A 15,936-nucleotide genomic window follows, 5' to 3' on the forward strand; every position below is an offset into this window, starting at 1 on the left:
AGCGCCCCTTTTTTTGTGCCTCACCCCTTGGGTGGGGGCGGCGCATCCTCCGGCAGGTCGATCTCCATGCCCAGCAGGAAGGAACTCCAGCTCTTGCCATGGCCGTCGAGGTTGAGGGAGCCATTCACCCCGCCTTCCAGCGCCTGTTCCATGACAAAGTTCAGCGCGTGTAGCTGCGGCACGGCATAGCGCTTCACGCCGCCCTGCACCAGCCCGGCCATGTGCGCGGCCACGGCTTGCGGTGTCAGCTGCGCCTCCAGCACCGGATAATGCGCCGGGTCATAGGCGAAGACCGCGATGTTGGAGGTGTTGTTCTTGTCGCCGGCCCTTGCATGGGCCAGCGCGCGCAGGAAAACCTTTCTGCTGTTCATGGCCGGATCACCTCTGTACGGATCGAGATGGCATCGCGCGGGATATAGGCATCATGGGTGGTGAAGCTGCGCCGCACCTCGCCGCGCACGCCGCCGCCACCTGCCGGTCCGCAGGTATAGAGCGCCTCCACCTCCCACAGCACGCGGTCGGCAATGTCCCGGTCCTCGGTGCGGGCGGTGACATGGACGCGCACATCCGCCGATCCGCTGGGCGCGTTGCGCCGCACCGATTCTGCCGAGGCGTGCAGCGCGGCAACGCCGATCATGTCGATGCGCAATTCGGGAATATCGCGCAGCCGGTGGCGCAATATGTCGGCGGCCAGCCGTCCCCGGTCCGCCGCACCCGGCCCGGCATAGGAGATGCCGGCCTCGGCGATCAGACCGCCATCGAAGGCAACCGTCACCTTCAGCGTGTCTGGCCGCGCTTTGCCGGAGGCACCGGACAGGCCGATACGGTTGCGGCCGTCCTCGCGCAGGGCAACGCCGGAGAAATCCGCCGTCACGTCCGGCGTCAGATAGCGTGCCGGGTCGTGCACCTCGTACAGCACCTGTTCCTTCACCGTGCGCGCATCGACCAGTCCGCCATCGCTGTCCAGCTTGGTGATGATGGCTGTCGCGTCGGCATCCACCTCGGCCAGCGGGAAGCCGACATCCTCGACGCCCGGCACGTCCTTGTAGCCGGGGTCGGCGAAATAACCTCCGGTGACCTGTGCTGCGCATTCCAGCAGATGGCCGACCAGCGTGCCGCCGCCCAGCCGCGCCCAGTCGTCCAGCGCCCAGCCAAATTTATGCGCCAGCGGCGCCAGGAATAGCGACGGGTCGGCAACGCGCCCGGTGATGACGATGGCCGCGCCGCTGTCGATCGCCGGCAGGATCTGCTCGATGCCGAGATAGGCGTTGGCGGAGATGACCGGCTTGCCGACATCGGCTACCGTGCCGCCGGTATCGGCCAGCCGTGTGTCCGCTGCAATCAGGTGGCGCACATCGTCACCCTCGACATAGGCGATGGCGGGCCCGCCGGCCCCGCTCAAGGTAGCTGCCGCGCGCGCCGCTGCCGCCGGATTGGCCGCCCCCATATTGGTGATCAGCCGCGTGCCGTTCTTCGCCATGGCCGGCAGGCAGGCCCGCAGCCGGGCTTCCAGATAGCGGTTATAGCCCTTGGTTGGATCGGCGGCGCGGGCGGTCTGGGCCTGCGCCAGCGTGCGCTCGGCCAGGCATTCGAAGCCGATCCAGTCCAGCCGTCCCTGTTCGATCAGCCGCAAGGCCGGCTCCAGACGGTCGGCCCCGAAACCGGCGCCGCTTCCTATGCGCATATGTCATTCCTCCCGACATTATTTTGCGCCTACGATAGCCGCCATCGCCGGCAAGGGAAAGAAAACCGCCGGTCGTGCGTGGTTTGTCGCGGTTGTTCCAAACGGGGCAGGCGCTACAATCGGCGCGCAGAACAAGAAAGAGCCGGGAGGAACCCATGAAACTGATCGAACATCTCTCGGAGCTGGCGGCTTACGCGCCGCCCGGCCATTCGCGTACCCGCAATGTGCGGCTGGTGGAGCGCGATTTCTGCGGCAGCTTCGAGATGATCCTGGGCGAGCTGGAACCCGGAGGCACCGCCGATCCGCACGACCATGCGGACGAACACCAGATTATCTACGTGCTGGAAGGCGAATGCGAGGTGACGCTGGGCGACGATCCGATGCAGGTCTGCGGGCCGGGCACCGTCATCCGCATTCCGCCACGTGTGATGCATGCGGTGAAGGTGATCGGGGAGAAGACGCTGAAGCTGATCGTGCTCTACAGCCCGCCCCTGCAGCCCCGCGCCGAAGAACCTTTGCCGCCGATGAAGAAAGCGAGCGCATGACCAAACCGACCGCCGATATTCTGGACCGCCTGAAGAAAATCGTCGGCCCGGCCGGCTATATCGATAATCCGGCTGATATGGAGCCCTATTGCGTGTCCTGGCGCGATGGCTGGCGGGGCGACACGCCACTGGTGCTGCGCCCGGCCTCGACCGCGGAGGTCGCGGAGATCGTGAAGCTCTGCGCGGCAGCCGGCGTGCCCATCGTGCCGCAGGGCGGCAATACCGGCCTGACCGGCGGCGGGCAGCCACATGCGGGCGGGCTGGAGGTGGTGGTCTCCACCGCCCGGATGAACCGCATCCGCGCGGTCGATACGCTGAACGACACCATGACGGTGGAAGCGGGCGTGGTGCTGACCACGATCCAGGACAAGGCGGCGGAGATGGATCGGCTGTTTCCGCTCAGCCTCGGCGCGGAAGGCTCCTGCCAGATCGGCGGCAACCTCTCGACCAATGCCGGCGGCACCCAGGTGTTGCGCTATGGCAATGCCCGCAACCTCGTGCTGGGGCTGGAGGTGGTGCTGCCCGACGGGCGCGTCTGGAACGGGCTGCGTGGCTTGCGCAAGGACAATACCGGCTTCGACATGAAGCAGCTGTTCATCGGCGGCGAGGGCTGCATCGGCATCATCACGGCGGCCGTGCTGCGGCTGTTCCCGAAGCCGCGCGAGAGTCAGACCGCCTTCGTCGCCGTGCCCGATCCCAATGCGGCGGTGAAGCTGCTGGGGCTGATGCGCAGCCGGCTGGGCGAGCAGGTCACCAGCTTCGAACTGTTGCAGCGCAACTGCCTCGACTTCGTTTTCGACGCGCTGGATGGCCATGAGGACCCGCTGGCCGAAATCCATTCCTGGTATGTGCTGACCGAGGTGACCGGGCAGGGCGCCCCCGGCTCGCTGAAGGAGCCGCTGGAAGAGGCGCTGGCTGAGGCCATCGAGCAGGAGCTGGTGCCCGATGCGGTGATCGCTGCGTCCGGCGACCAGTCGAAGAAGCTGTGGGCGATCCGCGAGGAGCTGGCGGAGGCGCAGAAGCTGACTGGCGTGGGCATCAAGCATGATGTCTCGGTGCCGCTGTCGCGCATCGCGGAGTTCATCGAACGTGCCGATACGGCGCTGGAGAAGGCCTATCCCGGCATCCGCCCCTGCGGCTTCGGCCATGTCGGCGACGGCAACATCCACTACAACCCGATTGCCCCGAAGGACTGGGACGGCGCCGCCTTCGCCGCCGAGCGCGAGAAGGTGAACCGCATCGTCCACGACATCGTGGCGGAGATGGACGGCTCGATCAGCGCCGAACATGGCCTCGGCCGGCTGCGCCGCGAGGAGGCGGAGCTGTACAAGTCCGAGGTCGAGATGGACATGATGCGCGCCGTGAAGAAGGCGCTCGACCCGAACAACATCATGAACCCTGGGAAAATGCTGCGGCTCTGAAGCTGCGAAAAAACGCAAAAAAGAGGAAACGCCGGATGGATTTCACGCTGACCGAAGAGCAGGAAAAGCTGCGCGACACGGTGCGTCGCTTCGCCACGACCGAGCTGGTCGAGATCGCCCGCAAGGTCGAGGAGGAGGACGAGCCGCCAAGCCATGATGTGGTGAAGCGCTATGCCGAACTCGGCCTGCTGGGCGTGAATATCGACGAGAAATATGGCGGCGTCGGCATGACGCATTTCGATGCCGTGCTGGTGCTGGAGGAGATGGCGAAGGTCTCGCCCGCCGTCGCCTTCCCGGTGTTCGAATCCTGCTTCGGCCCGATTCTCGCCATCGCGCATTTCGCGCCGGAGGAGCTGCGCCAGCGCATCATCCCGAAGGTCTGCGCCGGCGAGATGATCGTCGCCGTCTCGATGTCGGAGCCGGATGCCGGCAGCGCGCTGACCGACCTCACCACGCGCGGCCGCATCGAGGGCGACAAGATCATCCTCAACGGCCAGAAGCGCTGGTGCTCCGGTGCCGGGCATGCTGATGCCTATGTCGTCTATTCCCGCCTTTCGGACGAGCCGGGGGCGAAGGGCATTGGTGCGGTGCTGGTGGAGAAGGAGCGCAAAGGCTTCAGCTTCGGCAAGCGCGAGCGGCATATGGGCTTCCGCGGCATCACCAGCGCCGACATGTATTTCGACAATGTCGAGGTGCCGGTCTCCAACATGATCGTGCCGGCCGGCGGCTTCCGCAAGCTGATGGAGGCGTTCGATCTGGAACGCTGCGGCAATGCCACCATGAGCCTGGCCATCGCGCAGAGTGCGCTCGATTACGTGCTGGACTACACGCAGGAGCGCAAGCAGTTCGGCAAGCCCATCGTCGATTTCCAGGCGGTGCAGCTGCGCCTCGCCGAGATGGCGATGAAGGTGGATGCCGCACGCCTGCTGCTCTACCGCGCCGTGATCAATGCGCAGAACGGCCTGCCCTCGATCCGCGAAAGTTCCATCGCCAAATGCTTCGCCAACGAGATGGTGCGCGAGGTCACCGGCAGCGCCGTGCAGATGATGGGCGGCTATGGCTATTCGCGCGAGTATCCGATGGAACAGAAGATGCGCGATGGCTGGGGCTGGGGCATTGCCGGCGGTGCCATCGACATCCAGAAGGTGAATATCGCCGCTGCCCTGGTCGGCCGCCGCTTCGACCAGCGGCGCTAGCTTTTCGCTAGGCCGCCAGGGCCATCGCCTCGAACTGGCTGCAGGGCATCGGTTTCGCAATGCCGAAGCCCTGCAGCAGATCGATGCCGAGGTCGGCCAGCAGCGTGGCCGTCTCCTTGTCCTCCACACCCTCCGCGACCACGCGCAGGCCGAACTGCCGCGCGATCAGCACGATGGCCTCGACAATCTGCCGGTCTTCGCCATTGTGCGCGATATCGGTGATGAAGCTGCGGTCGATCTTCAGCTCCGCGAAGGGCAGGCGCTTCAGCTGCACCAGCGAGGAATGGCCGGTGCCGAAATCATCGATGGAGAAGCTGATGCCAGCCTCCGTCAGCCGGCGCATCGCCGCCGCCGCCGCCAGCGGGTCGTGCATGGCGGAATGTTCGGTGATCTCCAGGATCAGCTTGCCCGGTCCCACATCATAGTCCCGGACAATCCGCAGCACCCTGTCGACGAAGCCGGGATCGCGGAACTGCAGGGGCGAAATATTCACGGCCAGGCTGAGATTGCGCTGCAGCGATCCGCTGGCGCGCCAGATGCTCAGAATCCGGCAGGCCTCCGTCAGGGTCCAGCTTTCCAGCTCGCCCAGCAGGCCGAAACGCTCCGCGATGCCGAGAAACTCTCCTGGCAGCAGCAGGCCGCGCGTCGGGTGGTTCCAGCGGATCAGCGCCTCGACCGAGCGTATGGCGCCGACGCGGGCACAGACCTTTGGTTGCAGGAAAAGTTCCAGCCCGCCTTCGGCGAAGGCATGGCGCAAATCATGCAGCAGGTCGAACTCACGGTTCGCCGCTTCATGCATCGCCTTCTCGAAGAAGCGGAAGCGGTTGCTGCCTTCCGCCTTGGCCTCGTACATCGCCTTTTCCGCCTGGCCGATCAGCGCCTTGGCGTCGCCTTCGGCAGCGGGAAAGACGGTGATGCCGATGCTGACGGTGATCGCAACCTCGCGCTCCCGCAGGACAAGGGGCTGCCAGAGCCGCTTGCGGAACTGGTCGATATGCTGGATCAGCAGCGCATTCTCGCCGGGGTTTTCGATCACCACGACGAACTTGTCGCCGCTGAAGCGGGCGATGACGCCGGCATCGGGAAAATTCTGCTGCAGAATCGCCGCCAGCTGCCGCAGGATTTCGTCGCCGGCGGCATGGCTGAGCGAGGCATTGATCAGCCGGAAATTGTCCATGTCGATGAACAGGACGGCGCATCTTTCGCCGATCTGCGCGCAGCGCCCGAGAATACGCTCCAGCCGCTCCACCAGCACGAACCGGTTGGCGAGGCCGGTCAGCTGGTCGGTCAGCGCCAGCTGCATCAGCTCCTCATTCGCCTGCTGCAGGGATTCGTTCAGCGTGTTGGTGGTGACCTCGTACCGGCTGTCGAACAGGGCGGCGATCAGCGTGCCGCCCAGCACGACGATGGAGGTGATGGCGACTGTCCAGACCAGCCAGGGCTGGGCGTCGTCGCCTGCGGCGAGGCAGATGCTGCCGAGCGGGAAGTTGGCGGCCAGCATGCCGGTGTAATGCATGCTGGCGATGGCCAGCCCCATGATGCCGGCGGCGACAAGCCGGTACAGCAGGAGCGGGCCGTGCGGATGGCGGCTGAGATGAAAGGCGATAAAGAGGGCGGCGGTCGCGGCAGCGATGGCGATGAGCACGGACAGCGCGAAATAGATCGGCTGATAGACGATGCCGGGGGCCATCAGCATGGCCGCCATACCGACATAATGCATCGCGGCGATGGCCAGCCCCATCAGCACGCCGGCGGTCAGCAGCCGGCGCATCGGCAGTTCCGGGCTGCGGATCTGCATCAGCGCAAAGCCAGACAGGGCGGTGGCGATCACCAGCGACAGCAGCGTCAGCCCGAGGTCGTATCCCAACGGAATCGGCAGGTCGAAGGCCAGCATGCCGATGAAATGCATCGACCAGATGCCGGTCCCCATCGACAGTGCGCCGACAGCCAGCCACAGCCCGCCCTTCGCCGAGGCGACGATGCGCTGCGACAGCGTCAGCGTCGTATAGGAGGCCAGCGCCGCGACCAGCACCGACAACGCAACCAGGGCTGCATCGTGGCTACCGTTCAGCATGGCGCCTTGCGGGAATGACAGGATGAATTCCGTCACGGTCGATGCGGGCCTTCGATCAGGGGAAACGGTATCGGGGCGATGGCGCCGGCCGCAGGTCAGAGCGGACCGGAACCGCTTTTCATCAATAGATATGACACGAAGAGGTTAAGGCGGCCTTAACCGAAAACAGTTTCAGGCGTGGCCGGCGCGCCGCAGCCGGTTGATCGCCAGATCGAGGGCCGAGAGGAAGCTGGAACGGTCCTTCGCGGAGAAGGGCCGGGGGCCGCTGGTGACCTGGCCGGCGGCGCGCAGATCGGTCATCAGGTTGCGGGTCGCCAGCGCCATGCCGATGGCGGCCTCGCTGAACGGCTTGCCGTTCGGGCCGATGACCGTGGCACCAGCCTTCACGCAGCGGCTGGCCAGTGGCACGTCGGCGGTGACCACGATATCGCCGGTGCCGACATTTTCGGCGATCCAGTTGTCGGCGGCATCGAATCCGTCATCGACGACGACGCGGCGGAACAGCGGATTGGGCGGTACGGCGATATAATCGTTGGCGACGATGATGACGGGCACGCCATAGCGCTCCGCGACGCGGTAGATTTCCGCCTTCACCGGGCAGGCGTCGGCATCGACATGGATGGTGATGGGCTTTTTCGGCTCGCTCATGCCGCAGATATAACGGCAAGGCTGCGCGGGGGCAAAGTCAGACGGCGCGGGAATGCTTTGCCTTGCCGGTGGCGAGGTAGGCATCGAACACACAGGCGACGCTGCGCAGCAGCGGCCGCGCCTCTTCCGGCACGGTCAGTACCTCGCCTTCGATCCGCACCAGCCCATCCGTTGCCAGTGCCGCCAGTGCTATTCTCTCGCCGCTCAGATCCAGCGTCAGGCCGGCCTCGCGCTGCATCGCCGCCAGATCGACGCGCAGATGGCACATGACCTGTTCGATGATGGCGCGGCGCAGCCGGTCTTCGGCTGTCAGTTCGATGCCGCGCGCGACCGGCAGCCGGCCCTCGCCGATGGCCTTGCGGTATTCCGGCATCGCCGTGACGTTCTGGACATAGCCTTGCGGCAGGGCACCGATGGCCGAGGCGCCAAAGCCGATCAGCACCTCCGCCGGATCGACGGTATAGCCCTGGAAATTGCGGTGCAGCCTGCCTTCTTGCAGCGCTGCCACCAGCGGGTCGCTGTCTTTCGCGAAATGATCGAGGCCGATGCGCACATGGCCCGCTTCAACCAGAAGGTCGGCGATCGCTTGCTGCTGGCGGAAGCGCTCATCGCGGCCGGGCAGGGCGTGGCCGGGGATCAGGTTCATGTGCGGCTTCATGTGCGGCACATGGGCATAGCCGAACACCGCCAGCCGGTCCGGCCGCAGCGGCAGGATGCACTCCACCGTGTGCAGCACGCGGGAAACCGTCTGGAAAGGCAGGCCGTACATCAGGTCGATATTGATGCGGTCCACCCCTTCGGCACGCAGGGCAGCCATGGCTTCCGCCGTGCTGGACAGCGGCTGGATGCGGTTCACCGCCTCCTGCACCTCGCGGTTCACATCCTGCACGCCAATGCTGGCGCGGTTCACGCCGATGCTGGCGAAGGCGCGCACCGTCTCGTAGGAAAGACCGCGCGGGTCGATCTCCACGGCAACTTCCGCATCCGGCGCCTTGTCGAACAGGCCCCAGACGAAATCGCCCAGCCGGCGGATATCGTCGGGAATCAGCATGGTGGGCGAGCCGCCGCCGAAATGCATGTGGCTGACGGTGCGGCCCGGTCCCAGCCGTTTGGCGACCAGCGCGATCTCCTGCTTTAGCAGATCGAAATAAGTGGCGACCGGCTCGTAGCGGTTCACCACGCGGGTGTGGCAGCCGCAGAACCAGCACAGGCTGTCGCAGAACGGGACATGGAAATAGAGCGACAGCGGCTGTGCCGGGTCGAGCGTTTCCAGCCAGGCCCCATAGGCTGCCGCGTCGATGCCGGCATGGAAATGCGGCGCCGTGGGATAGCTGGTGTAGCGCGGCACCGGCTGGTCGTATTTGGCGAGAAGATCGGGCGTCATCATGCCGTAACGCTACACCCTCCGCAGACCATCAACCTTGACCTGGATCAAGCTTGAGCCGGGATCGTTCTTGCCGGGGAGAGGCATTTCAGGAATAAAATCAAACCGATGATCAAATGGGTCGATATCGTTGCCCCTGAACTGCGCGAAATCCACCGGCACTGGTGCGAATTGCGCGGGCCGCGCCTCATGCCGCATCTCGGTGTCTATAATGCCTTCTCGCCGGTGACATCAGCGGACAGTACGGTGAGCGCGGTGCTGCCCGGCGGCGATGCGGAGCCGGTGTTCCGCTTCGTCGGCCGGGAGGTGCGCATGCTGTTCCCGCAGTGCGAGGCGGGGCGCGCTTTCTCCAAGGTCTCGCATCTGACGACGCGCGGGACCATCGTGAATGTGTTTCATGGCGTGCGTCATGCGCGCCAGCCGGATTGCCGGCGCGGGGTCGTGCGGCTGGGCGACAGGAGCCTGCCGTTCGAGCAGCTTGTCCTGCCCTTCGCCAACGACCAGATTCGCGTGTGTCTGATCCATTCCTGTTTCGCAGTCTGGTCGTAAGGGGGGAGGGCTTTCGCATGCAGCCACCAGCGATACCCGCCGATGAGGAGTTCCGGCTGGCCGCCCTGCACGAGCTGCGCCTGCTGGACACGCCGCCGGAAGAGGCCTTCGAGAAGATCGTGACGCTGGGCCAGGCGCTGTTCGATGTGCCGACCTGTCTGGTCAGCCTGATCGACGCAAACCGGCAATGGTTCAAGGCCAGGGTCGGGCTTGGGGTGCCGGAGACCCCGCGTGAGGTCTCCTTCTGCGGGCATGCCATCCATGGCCGCGAGGCCTTCGTCGTTCTGGACGCCAGCAAGGACGAGCGGTTCCACGACAACCCGGTCGTTACCGGGGCGCCGTACCTGCGCTTCTATGCCGGCGCGCCGGTCTGGCTGCCCAGCGGCTATGCCATCGGCACCGTCTGCCTGCTCTCGCCGGAGCCGCGTCAGTCCTTCGGAAGTCAGGAGCAGAAATTGCTGGCGTCGCTTGCCAGTCTGGCACTGGAGGCAGTCACCGCCCGCGCGCTGCGCCTGCAGCTGGACCGGGAAAGCCTGACCCGGCTGCGCTTCGAGGCGGTGCTGGACAGCATGTCAGCACCTGTCGCGCTGGCCGATGATGAGGGGGCGGTGCGTTCGCGCAATGCCGCCTTCACCGCACTGCCGATGCGTTTCCCGGAGGTGGCATGGCTGGCGGAGGAGCCGATGCGGCTGCCGGCTGGCCTGTTGTCCGCGCCCGAACTGGATACCGAAGGCATGACATCGCTCACCCTGTCCGGCGCGGACGGCACATGCGTGCTGGACATCTACCGCGATGCCGGCGGCTATGCTGTGATTGGCCGCGATTGAGGCTTGCGAGGGGAGACACCGGGGATGACGCTGGAGCATTGGCTGGTCTATCTGGTGGCGGCCTTCGGCCTGTCGCTGACGCCGGGACCGAACGGGCTGCTGGCGCTGACCCATGGCATGCGTTTCGGGCTGCGCCGGTCGGTCGCCACGCTGCTGGGTGGTGTCGCCGGCTTCCTGCTGCTGATTGCGGTATCGATGGCCGGGCTGGGGGCGCTGTTGGCGGCGTCGGAACAGGCCTTCACCATTGCGAAATGGCTGGGCGCCGCCTATCTCGTCTATCTCGGCATTCGTACCTGGCGCGCCCCGGTGACCGCCCCGGTGCGGGCGGAGAACCTGCCGGATAGCGGCGGGCGGCGGGAAGGGCCGGCGGCGCTGTTTCTGCAAGGCTTTCTGGTCGCCACCTCGAACCCGAAGGCGCTGATCTTCTTCGCGGCCTTCCTGCCGCAATTCATGGTGCCCGGCGTGTCGCTGCCGCTGCAGTTCGTGATCCTGGGCGGCACCTTCGCGGTGGTGGAGTTCCTGTACGAGCTGGTGCTGGCCGGCGCGGCGCAACGCATCGCGCCCTGGCTCTACCGCCACGGGAAAATGGTGAACCGCGCGGCTGGCGCCACCTTCATCGGCATCGGCGGTGTGCTGGCGACGGCCAACCGCGCGGTGTGATATCCCGCCGCCCGATATCTACCAGTAACGGACGTCGATATCGGGCGAGAGTGCCGTCAGGAAAGGCCGGGCGTCGAACAGCTCGCCGGGCGCGCGGACGCCGGTGGGTGGCTGGTTCGCTTCCAGCAGGCGAAGACAGGCGGCAACGATCAGGGGCGCCGATACGGCGTAGATGTCCTGTCCGCTTGCCGTTGCACGGCGGGTTTCCCCCGATACCGTCGCACGAACATCCATGACGAAAGATTGCGCGGACCGGCCACGGGAATCGACCGCTTCAGGGGCGGGGCTGTCCGCGGCCTTCAGGTCGGCGAGCGGCTTCAGGTTCATATAGCTGGTCATCGCGGCAGGCTTCAGATGCCGGGCGATCAGGATGATTTCGCTGAGCGGCACGCAGGTGACGGGCTGCGCCCCGAGCGGCGCGGGGAAATCCCAGTCGGTTGCGGGCGGCGGCGCGGGGACGGTGACCAGCTGATGGTCGCGCACGATCAAACGCTGGTAAGTGTTCTTCCTGCCGGTCAGGCGCGTGCCCGATGTCGGGTGCCAGCTGTCCAGCCCCACCGCGATGTCGATCCGTTCGACAGTCTCCGCAGGCTGCACGAGCGATGAGGCGATAAGGTCCGCCAGCCCGCCGAAGAAGGCCATGGCGGGCAGGATGGTTATGCCAGCCGCGCGCGCCGGTGCGTCATAGCGTTCGAACAGCCGTTGCGCGGTCACCTGTTCGGCGGCGAGGTCGAGATAGGGGATGCCGGCACGGATCGCTGCCTCCACGGCCGGTTCGGCGGTGTCGAGGAACGGGCCGGCGCAGTTGATCACGGCATCGGCTCCCGCCAGGGCGCGCGCCAGATCGTCCGGCTGCGAGAAATCGAGCACCGCGCAGGGCGTTTCCTCGCGCCCGATGGGCGTGAAATGGCTGCTGCGGGTGAAGGGCCGAACGGTCACGCCGCGCCGCTCCAGCTCCGCCACGACGAAGCGGCCGGTATGGCCGCCTGCCCCCAGCACCGCGATGGTTTTCCCGGTCATGAAAGTCACCTTTCTATTTCGATACTGATCAGTATCGATATTGAAAATGACACCGATCGGTATCGCGGTCAATATGGGCGCATGGCGAAGACACATCCTGATGTAAGGCAAGAAAGCCGGTCGGACCGGGTAAGGACGCAGATCCTGGAAACGGCCTCGGGGCTGTTCTATCGCAATGGCGTGCGCGCCGTCGGCATGGAGCAGATCGTGGCGGAGTCCGGCATCGCCAAGACGACGATCTACCGGCATTTCGAGACCAAGGACGCGCTGATCGAGGCCTTCCTGCAGAAGGAAGACGCGGAGTTCTGGGCGCAATGGGATGCGGTCGTCGGCGATGCGTCCGGCCTGGAGGCGCTGGACCGGCTGAGTCTGTGGATCGGCAATCGGGTGCGGCGCGACGGCTATCGCGGCTGTCCGCAGCTCAATCTGGCGGCGGAATATGCGGACGAAAGCCATCCGGCGCGCATCGTCGCGCGCGCCCACAAGGCGGAGATGTTCCGCCGGCTCTCCCTGCTCTGCGCCGGACAGGGAGGCACTGACGCCGACGAACAGGCCATGCGGATCGCGCTGTTCTTCGATGGCGTGTTCATGAGCGGCGGGCGCCTGAATGACAGGGACGCCCCGGAACTGGTCCGGCGCGCGGTACGCCGGCTGGCGGCCCCTTAGAGACTGGTCAGGACGCTCGCTGCAAAAGGGAGTGACCGGCCATGCTCCCCTCAGCCGGTGGCGGAGGCTTCGGTGAGTAGGCCAGGCAGGCTGACGCTCCTTGCCGCCTCATCAATGTCGCGGATCACATTGTCCGGCAGCTTGATGCCGCTGGCCGACAGGTCGGCCGCGCAGCGCGGATACCGGGAAGCGATGCGTCACGAGGCGTCTCCCTGCCATCCGTTCAGCTTGTCGTAGAGCAGGCCCAGCGCTGCATTGTCGAGATCGGCATGACCGGCATTGCACAGGCCGGTCATCAGCTGGTGGGCGAGGCCGGCCGCCGGCTGATAACGCCCGTAATGCGCGCCGACGGCGGTCGCGATGCCGAGGTCCTTTTTCATCAGCGCGGCGCGGAAGCCGCCCTGCAGCGTGCCTTCCAGATAGCGCAGCCCGTGCCCTTCCAGAACGCCGCTGCGCCCGGTACCGGTGGAAACCACCTCGCGCATCACCTTCGGGTCGATGCCGGCGGCACGGGCGATGGCAACCGCCTCGCACACGCCCATTAGATTCACCGCCACCATCAGCTGGTTGCAGGCCTTCAGCGCCTGCCCGGCGCCCTGCGGACCGACATGGTGGATGTTCTTGCCCATCGCCGCGAAGGCGGGTTGTGCGCGCGCCACCACAGCTTCCTCGCCGCCGATCATGATGGTCAGCGTGCCCTCGTCCGCGCCCTTCTTGCCGCCGCTGATCGGCGCATCCAGGAAATCGGCGCCCGCCTCTTTCAGGGACGTGGCGATCTCCTGCGCCTCGAACGGTGCGATGGTCGAGCAATCGACCAGCAGCCCGCCTTTCCAGCCCTCTGCTGCCAACCCGTCCTCGCCCAGCGCGATCCCGTGCACGGCGGCGGCATCGGGCACGCAGGAGATCACCAGCTTGCAGGCAGCGGCCAGCGCCTTTGGTGTGGCAGCGGTCGAGGCACCCAGGCCCTTGAAGGTTTCAGCCTTCGCTGCGTCGCGTGTCCATACTGTCACGTCGAAGCCTGCCTTCAGCAGGTTGCGGGCCATGCCATTGCCCATCACGCCCAGGCCGATGAAACCGATTTTTTCAGCCATTCTCTAAATCCTCCAGTCAGGAAAATTGACGTCGGCGCGCCGAGCGGCGGCGCATCTCGCAGTGAAAGGTAAACCCCATCAGCGCGATGGCCAGCAGGATCAGGCCGGTGGCGATGGAACTCTCAGCGAAGATCATGACCGATCCTTCGGACTGGGCCAGCGCCACGCAGGGCATCAGGTAGATTTTCGGGGTGCGCAGCCTCGACGAGGCGCCGACCCTGCACTCCTTCCGGGCGATGGTGACGGAGATGTTTCCGGCAAAGCCTGTGCTTGCTACCAACAGGGCAAGGTCCTGGCGGTAAGCACTTTGAGTGCTTTCTTTGCTCCAGACGGGAAGAGCGCGCCCTCCTATCGGCGATAGAAGGGCGTGCCTGGTCAGGCGTAGAAGGCTTGGTCGATATCGGCGGTTGTGAGCTGTGTGATGCCGAGGAAGGTGAGGGTTGCGCCTGCGACCTCGATCACCACGCCGGTCTCCGTCACGGTCTGGCTGGCGATGGCCGCCTGCAGTTCCGCCAGCGTCGCATTCTCCACCGCCAGATGGTCCGTGCCCTGCTGGAAGTCGGTCACGGTGGCGGTGAGGATGGCATCGGCGAAGGCCGCGTCATAGGCCCGCAAAATGAAGACATCCGCGCCGTCGCCGCCGGTCAGCGTGTCGTTGCCGAAGCCGGAATAGAGCACGTCATCGCCGGCCCCGCCGGTGATGGAATCATGGCCCTTGCCGCCGCGCAGCTCGTCATTGCCGGCGCCGCCCATGACCGTGTCGGCATTCATGCCGCCCAGCGCCCAGTTGGCGCCGCCGCCGGTCAGGTCCAGCGTGTCGAAGCCGTCGCCGCCATCCAGGCTGTCATCGCCCAGGCCGCCGAAGACGGAGTCATTGCCCGCCCCGCCGAGCAGCGTGTCGTTGCCGCGAAGCCGTCGCCGCCATCCAGGCTGTCATCGCCCAGGCCGCCGAAGACGGAGTCATTGCCCGCCCCGCCGAGCAGCGTGTCGTTGCCGCCGGCCGAGCCCACCGTATCGTCGCCGGCACCGCCATCGATATAATCGTCATCCTCGCCCAGCATGATGTACTGGCTGTTCTCGTCCGCGACGACATAGTTCTCGCCGGCGCCGCCAGTGATGGTGGCCGACCCCATGATCGAGGCGAACTCGATATTGTCGAGCTGCAGGTTGGTGCCCGAGGGCAGGCTGCGCAGGTCGATGACGAAGGCCTCCGACTGGGTGGACCCCTCCGCTGCACTGGTGCCGGTGATGATGATCGGCGAGGACAGCGAGGAGGCGGTGGTCGTCGGGATGATGGTCCGGACGTCCAGCGTGGTGGTCTGCGCGAGGTTGGTCAGATAGGTCTGCGCCCCACCGACCAGCTGCGTCTCCGAGGTGGACCCGCGTACCTGAATCGAGGTCACCAGGCTGGTCAGCGCGTCGGTCTTGGTCTGTGCCTGCGTCGGTCCTTCGGAACGGATGGTGGTGTTGCCCGGCAGGGTCGCGGTGACGACATTGCCGTTATTGTTGGTGTTCTGCACGATCGCGGCCGAGCCCGGGGTCGAGCCATTGTTGGTGATCGTCTCCGCCTGGTTGCCGGTCCCGCCAGTGCCCGGCGTCGTCGGGGTCGTCGGCGTCACCACAATCGGCGGCGTCGCGGGCGTATCGGGTGCCGGGGTCATGACCGTGATGGTGAATTCCTGACCGTTCAGGGAGGCGTCGTCGTCATCCGCCAGGTCGAAGCTGAAGCCGAAGCTGCCGGAGGTCGTGCCGGCCTTGAAGCTCAGCTTGCCATCGTCGATGTCCTGCTGGGTGAAGTGATCGCCCTCGGCCAGGGTGACGCCGCTCAGCAGCAGGTCGCCGCCTTCGGGGTCGAATTCCAGCGTGTAGGTGAGGTCCGCCCCGTCATCATCCTGGTCGCCCTCGTTCAGCATCGCGGTGGTGATCTTCACCGTCTGGCCGGTCTCGACGCTGGCCCCCTTGTTGGCCGCCAGGGTCGGCGCGTCATTGTCGTCGGTCACGGTGATGGTGACGTCCTGTGCGCTGCTGGTCAGCGTGCCGTCCGAGGCCGTGACCTTGATGTCATAGACATTGTTCTTGCCGTCATCGGACGGGTTCTCGAAGTCCGGCACGGTCTTGAAGGTGATGGCGCCGGTCTTGCCATCAATGTTGAACAGCGCGGCATCCGCCCC

General features: G+C 65.9%; 17 protein-coding genes. 7 read left to right on the plus strand and 10 right to left on the minus strand.

Annotation, left to right across the window (positions count from 1 at the left end; genetic code table 11):
• Positions 1 to 20: 20 nt before the first annotated feature.
• Together P24_RS07305 and P24_RS07310 are read right to left on the minus strand one after the other, a co-directional pair.
• Complete coding sequence (locus P24_RS07305) at positions 21 to 371, minus strand: AtuA-related protein (RefSeq protein ID WP_008944059.1); 351 nt, start codon at positions 369 to 371, stop codon at positions 21 to 23.
• The gene (locus tag P24_RS07310) at positions 368 to 1,684 is read right to left on the minus strand and encodes an acyclic terpene utilization AtuA family protein (protein WP_008944060.1); all 1,317 of its coding nucleotides are present in this window, start codon (positions 1,682 to 1,684) and stop codon (positions 368 to 370) included. The genes P24_RS07305 and P24_RS07310 overlap by 4 nt, the downstream gene beginning before the upstream one ends.
• Before the next feature lie 155 nt (positions 1,685 to 1,839).
• Here P24_RS07310 and P24_RS19150 point away from each other — a divergent pair, with 155 nt between their 5' ends.
• Genes P24_RS19150 through P24_RS07325 form a run of 3 tightly spaced genes read left to right on the plus strand, consistent with a single transcriptional unit; the run spans position 1,840 to position 4,846 of the window.
• Positions 1,840 to 2,229 carry a cupin domain-containing protein gene (locus P24_RS19150; RefSeq protein ID WP_008944061.1) on the plus strand — a complete coding sequence of 130 codons (390 nt, stop codon included), beginning with the start codon at positions 1,840 to 1,842 and terminating at the stop codon, positions 2,227 to 2,229.
• Complete coding sequence (locus tag P24_RS07320) at positions 2,226 to 3,650, plus strand: FAD-binding oxidoreductase (protein ID WP_008944062.1); 1,425 nt, start codon at positions 2,226 to 2,228, stop codon at positions 3,648 to 3,650. Before P24_RS19150 ends, P24_RS07320 begins: the two co-directional genes overlap by 4 nt.
• A 35-nt stretch (positions 3,651 to 3,685) precedes the next feature.
• Positions 3,686 to 4,846 carry an acyl-CoA dehydrogenase family protein gene (locus P24_RS07325; protein ID WP_008944063.1) on the plus strand — a complete coding sequence of 387 codons (1,161 nt, stop codon included), beginning with the start codon at positions 3,686 to 3,688 and terminating at the stop codon, positions 4,844 to 4,846.
• A 7-nt stretch (positions 4,847 to 4,853) separates the two neighbouring features.
• Here P24_RS07325 and P24_RS07330 read toward each other — a convergent pair whose 3' ends face one another.
• The 3 genes from P24_RS07330 to hemN form a co-directional block, all read right to left on the minus strand.
• On the minus strand, positions 4,854 to 6,920 hold the full coding sequence (locus tag P24_RS07330; protein WP_040706938.1) for a putative bifunctional diguanylate cyclase/phosphodiesterase: 2,067 nt from the start codon (positions 6,918 to 6,920) through the stop codon (positions 4,854 to 4,856).
• 171 nt (positions 6,921 to 7,091) lie between these two features.
• Complete coding sequence (locus tag P24_RS07335) at positions 7,092 to 7,568, minus strand: YaiI/YqxD family protein (RefSeq protein ID WP_008944065.1); 477 nt, start codon at positions 7,566 to 7,568, stop codon at positions 7,092 to 7,094.
• A 37-nt stretch (positions 7,569 to 7,605) separates the two neighbouring features.
• A complete protein-coding gene (gene hemN, locus P24_RS07340) occupies positions 7,606 to 8,955 on the minus strand; it encodes an oxygen-independent coproporphyrinogen III oxidase (protein ID WP_008944066.1) in 1,350 nt (449 codons plus the stop codon).
• Between the two features lie 105 nt (positions 8,956 to 9,060).
• On the opposite strand from hemN, the gene P24_RS07345 reads away from it, so the two are divergent.
• The 3 genes from P24_RS07345 to P24_RS07355 are packed head-to-tail and all read left to right on the plus strand — an operon-like array spanning position 9,061 to position 10,988.
• A complete protein-coding gene (locus tag P24_RS07345; RefSeq protein WP_008944067.1) occupies positions 9,061 to 9,501 on the plus strand; it encodes a hypothetical protein in 441 nt (146 codons plus the stop codon).
• Positions 9,502 to 9,518: 17 nt separating this feature from the next.
• A complete protein-coding gene (locus P24_RS19155) occupies positions 9,519 to 10,328 on the plus strand; it encodes a GAF domain-containing protein (protein WP_008944068.1) in 810 nt (269 codons plus the stop codon).
• A gap of 24 nt (positions 10,329 to 10,352) precedes the next feature.
• Positions 10,353 to 10,988 carry a LysE family translocator gene (locus P24_RS07355; RefSeq protein WP_008944069.1) on the plus strand — a complete coding sequence of 212 codons (636 nt, stop codon included), beginning with the start codon at positions 10,353 to 10,355 and terminating at the stop codon, positions 10,986 to 10,988.
• 18 nt (positions 10,989 to 11,006) lie between these two features.
• On the opposite strand, the gene P24_RS07360 is transcribed toward P24_RS07355, so the two are convergent.
• On the minus strand, positions 11,007 to 12,008 hold the full coding sequence (locus tag P24_RS07360; protein WP_008944070.1) for a saccharopine dehydrogenase NADP-binding domain-containing protein: 1,002 nt from the start codon (positions 12,006 to 12,008) through the stop codon (positions 11,007 to 11,009).
• A gap of 81 nt (positions 12,009 to 12,089) precedes the next feature.
• On the opposite strand from P24_RS07360, the gene P24_RS07365 reads away from it, so the two are divergent.
• Positions 12,090 to 12,674: a TetR/AcrR family transcriptional regulator gene (locus P24_RS07365; protein WP_008944071.1), complete on the plus strand. Its 585-nt coding sequence runs from the start codon at positions 12,090 to 12,092 to the stop codon at positions 12,672 to 12,674.
• 197 nt (positions 12,675 to 12,871) lie between these two features.
• Here the strand turns inward: P24_RS07365 and P24_RS07370 are convergent, their stop codons facing one another.
• The 4 genes from P24_RS07370 to P24_RS19165 all read right to left on the minus strand — a co-directional run.
• Positions 12,872 to 13,765 carry an NAD(P)-dependent oxidoreductase gene (locus P24_RS07370; RefSeq protein WP_008944072.1) on the minus strand — a complete coding sequence of 298 codons (894 nt, stop codon included), beginning with the start codon at positions 13,763 to 13,765 and terminating at the stop codon, positions 12,872 to 12,874.
• Between the two features lie 16 nt (positions 13,766 to 13,781).
• Entirely contained in the window at positions 13,782 to 14,045 is a 264-nt protein-coding gene (locus tag P24_RS07375) for a hypothetical protein (RefSeq protein ID WP_040706857.1), read from the minus strand.
• A gap of 95 nt (positions 14,046 to 14,140) precedes the next feature.
• Positions 14,141 to 14,659 (minus strand): calcium-binding protein, encoded by a 519-nt coding sequence (locus P24_RS19160; protein WP_322095723.1) that lies wholly within the window; start codon positions 14,657 to 14,659, stop codon positions 14,141 to 14,143.
• The coding region (locus P24_RS19165; protein ID WP_008944074.1) for a cadherin-like domain-containing protein at positions 14,569 to 15,936 on the minus strand (1,368 nt) is incomplete at its 5' end. The genes P24_RS19165 and P24_RS19160, both read right to left, overlap by 91 nt.

This window comes from Oceanibaculum indicum P24, assembly GCF_000299935.1.
Taxonomy (GTDB): Bacteria; Pseudomonadota; Alphaproteobacteria; order Oceanibaculales; family Oceanibaculaceae; genus Oceanibaculum; species Oceanibaculum indicum.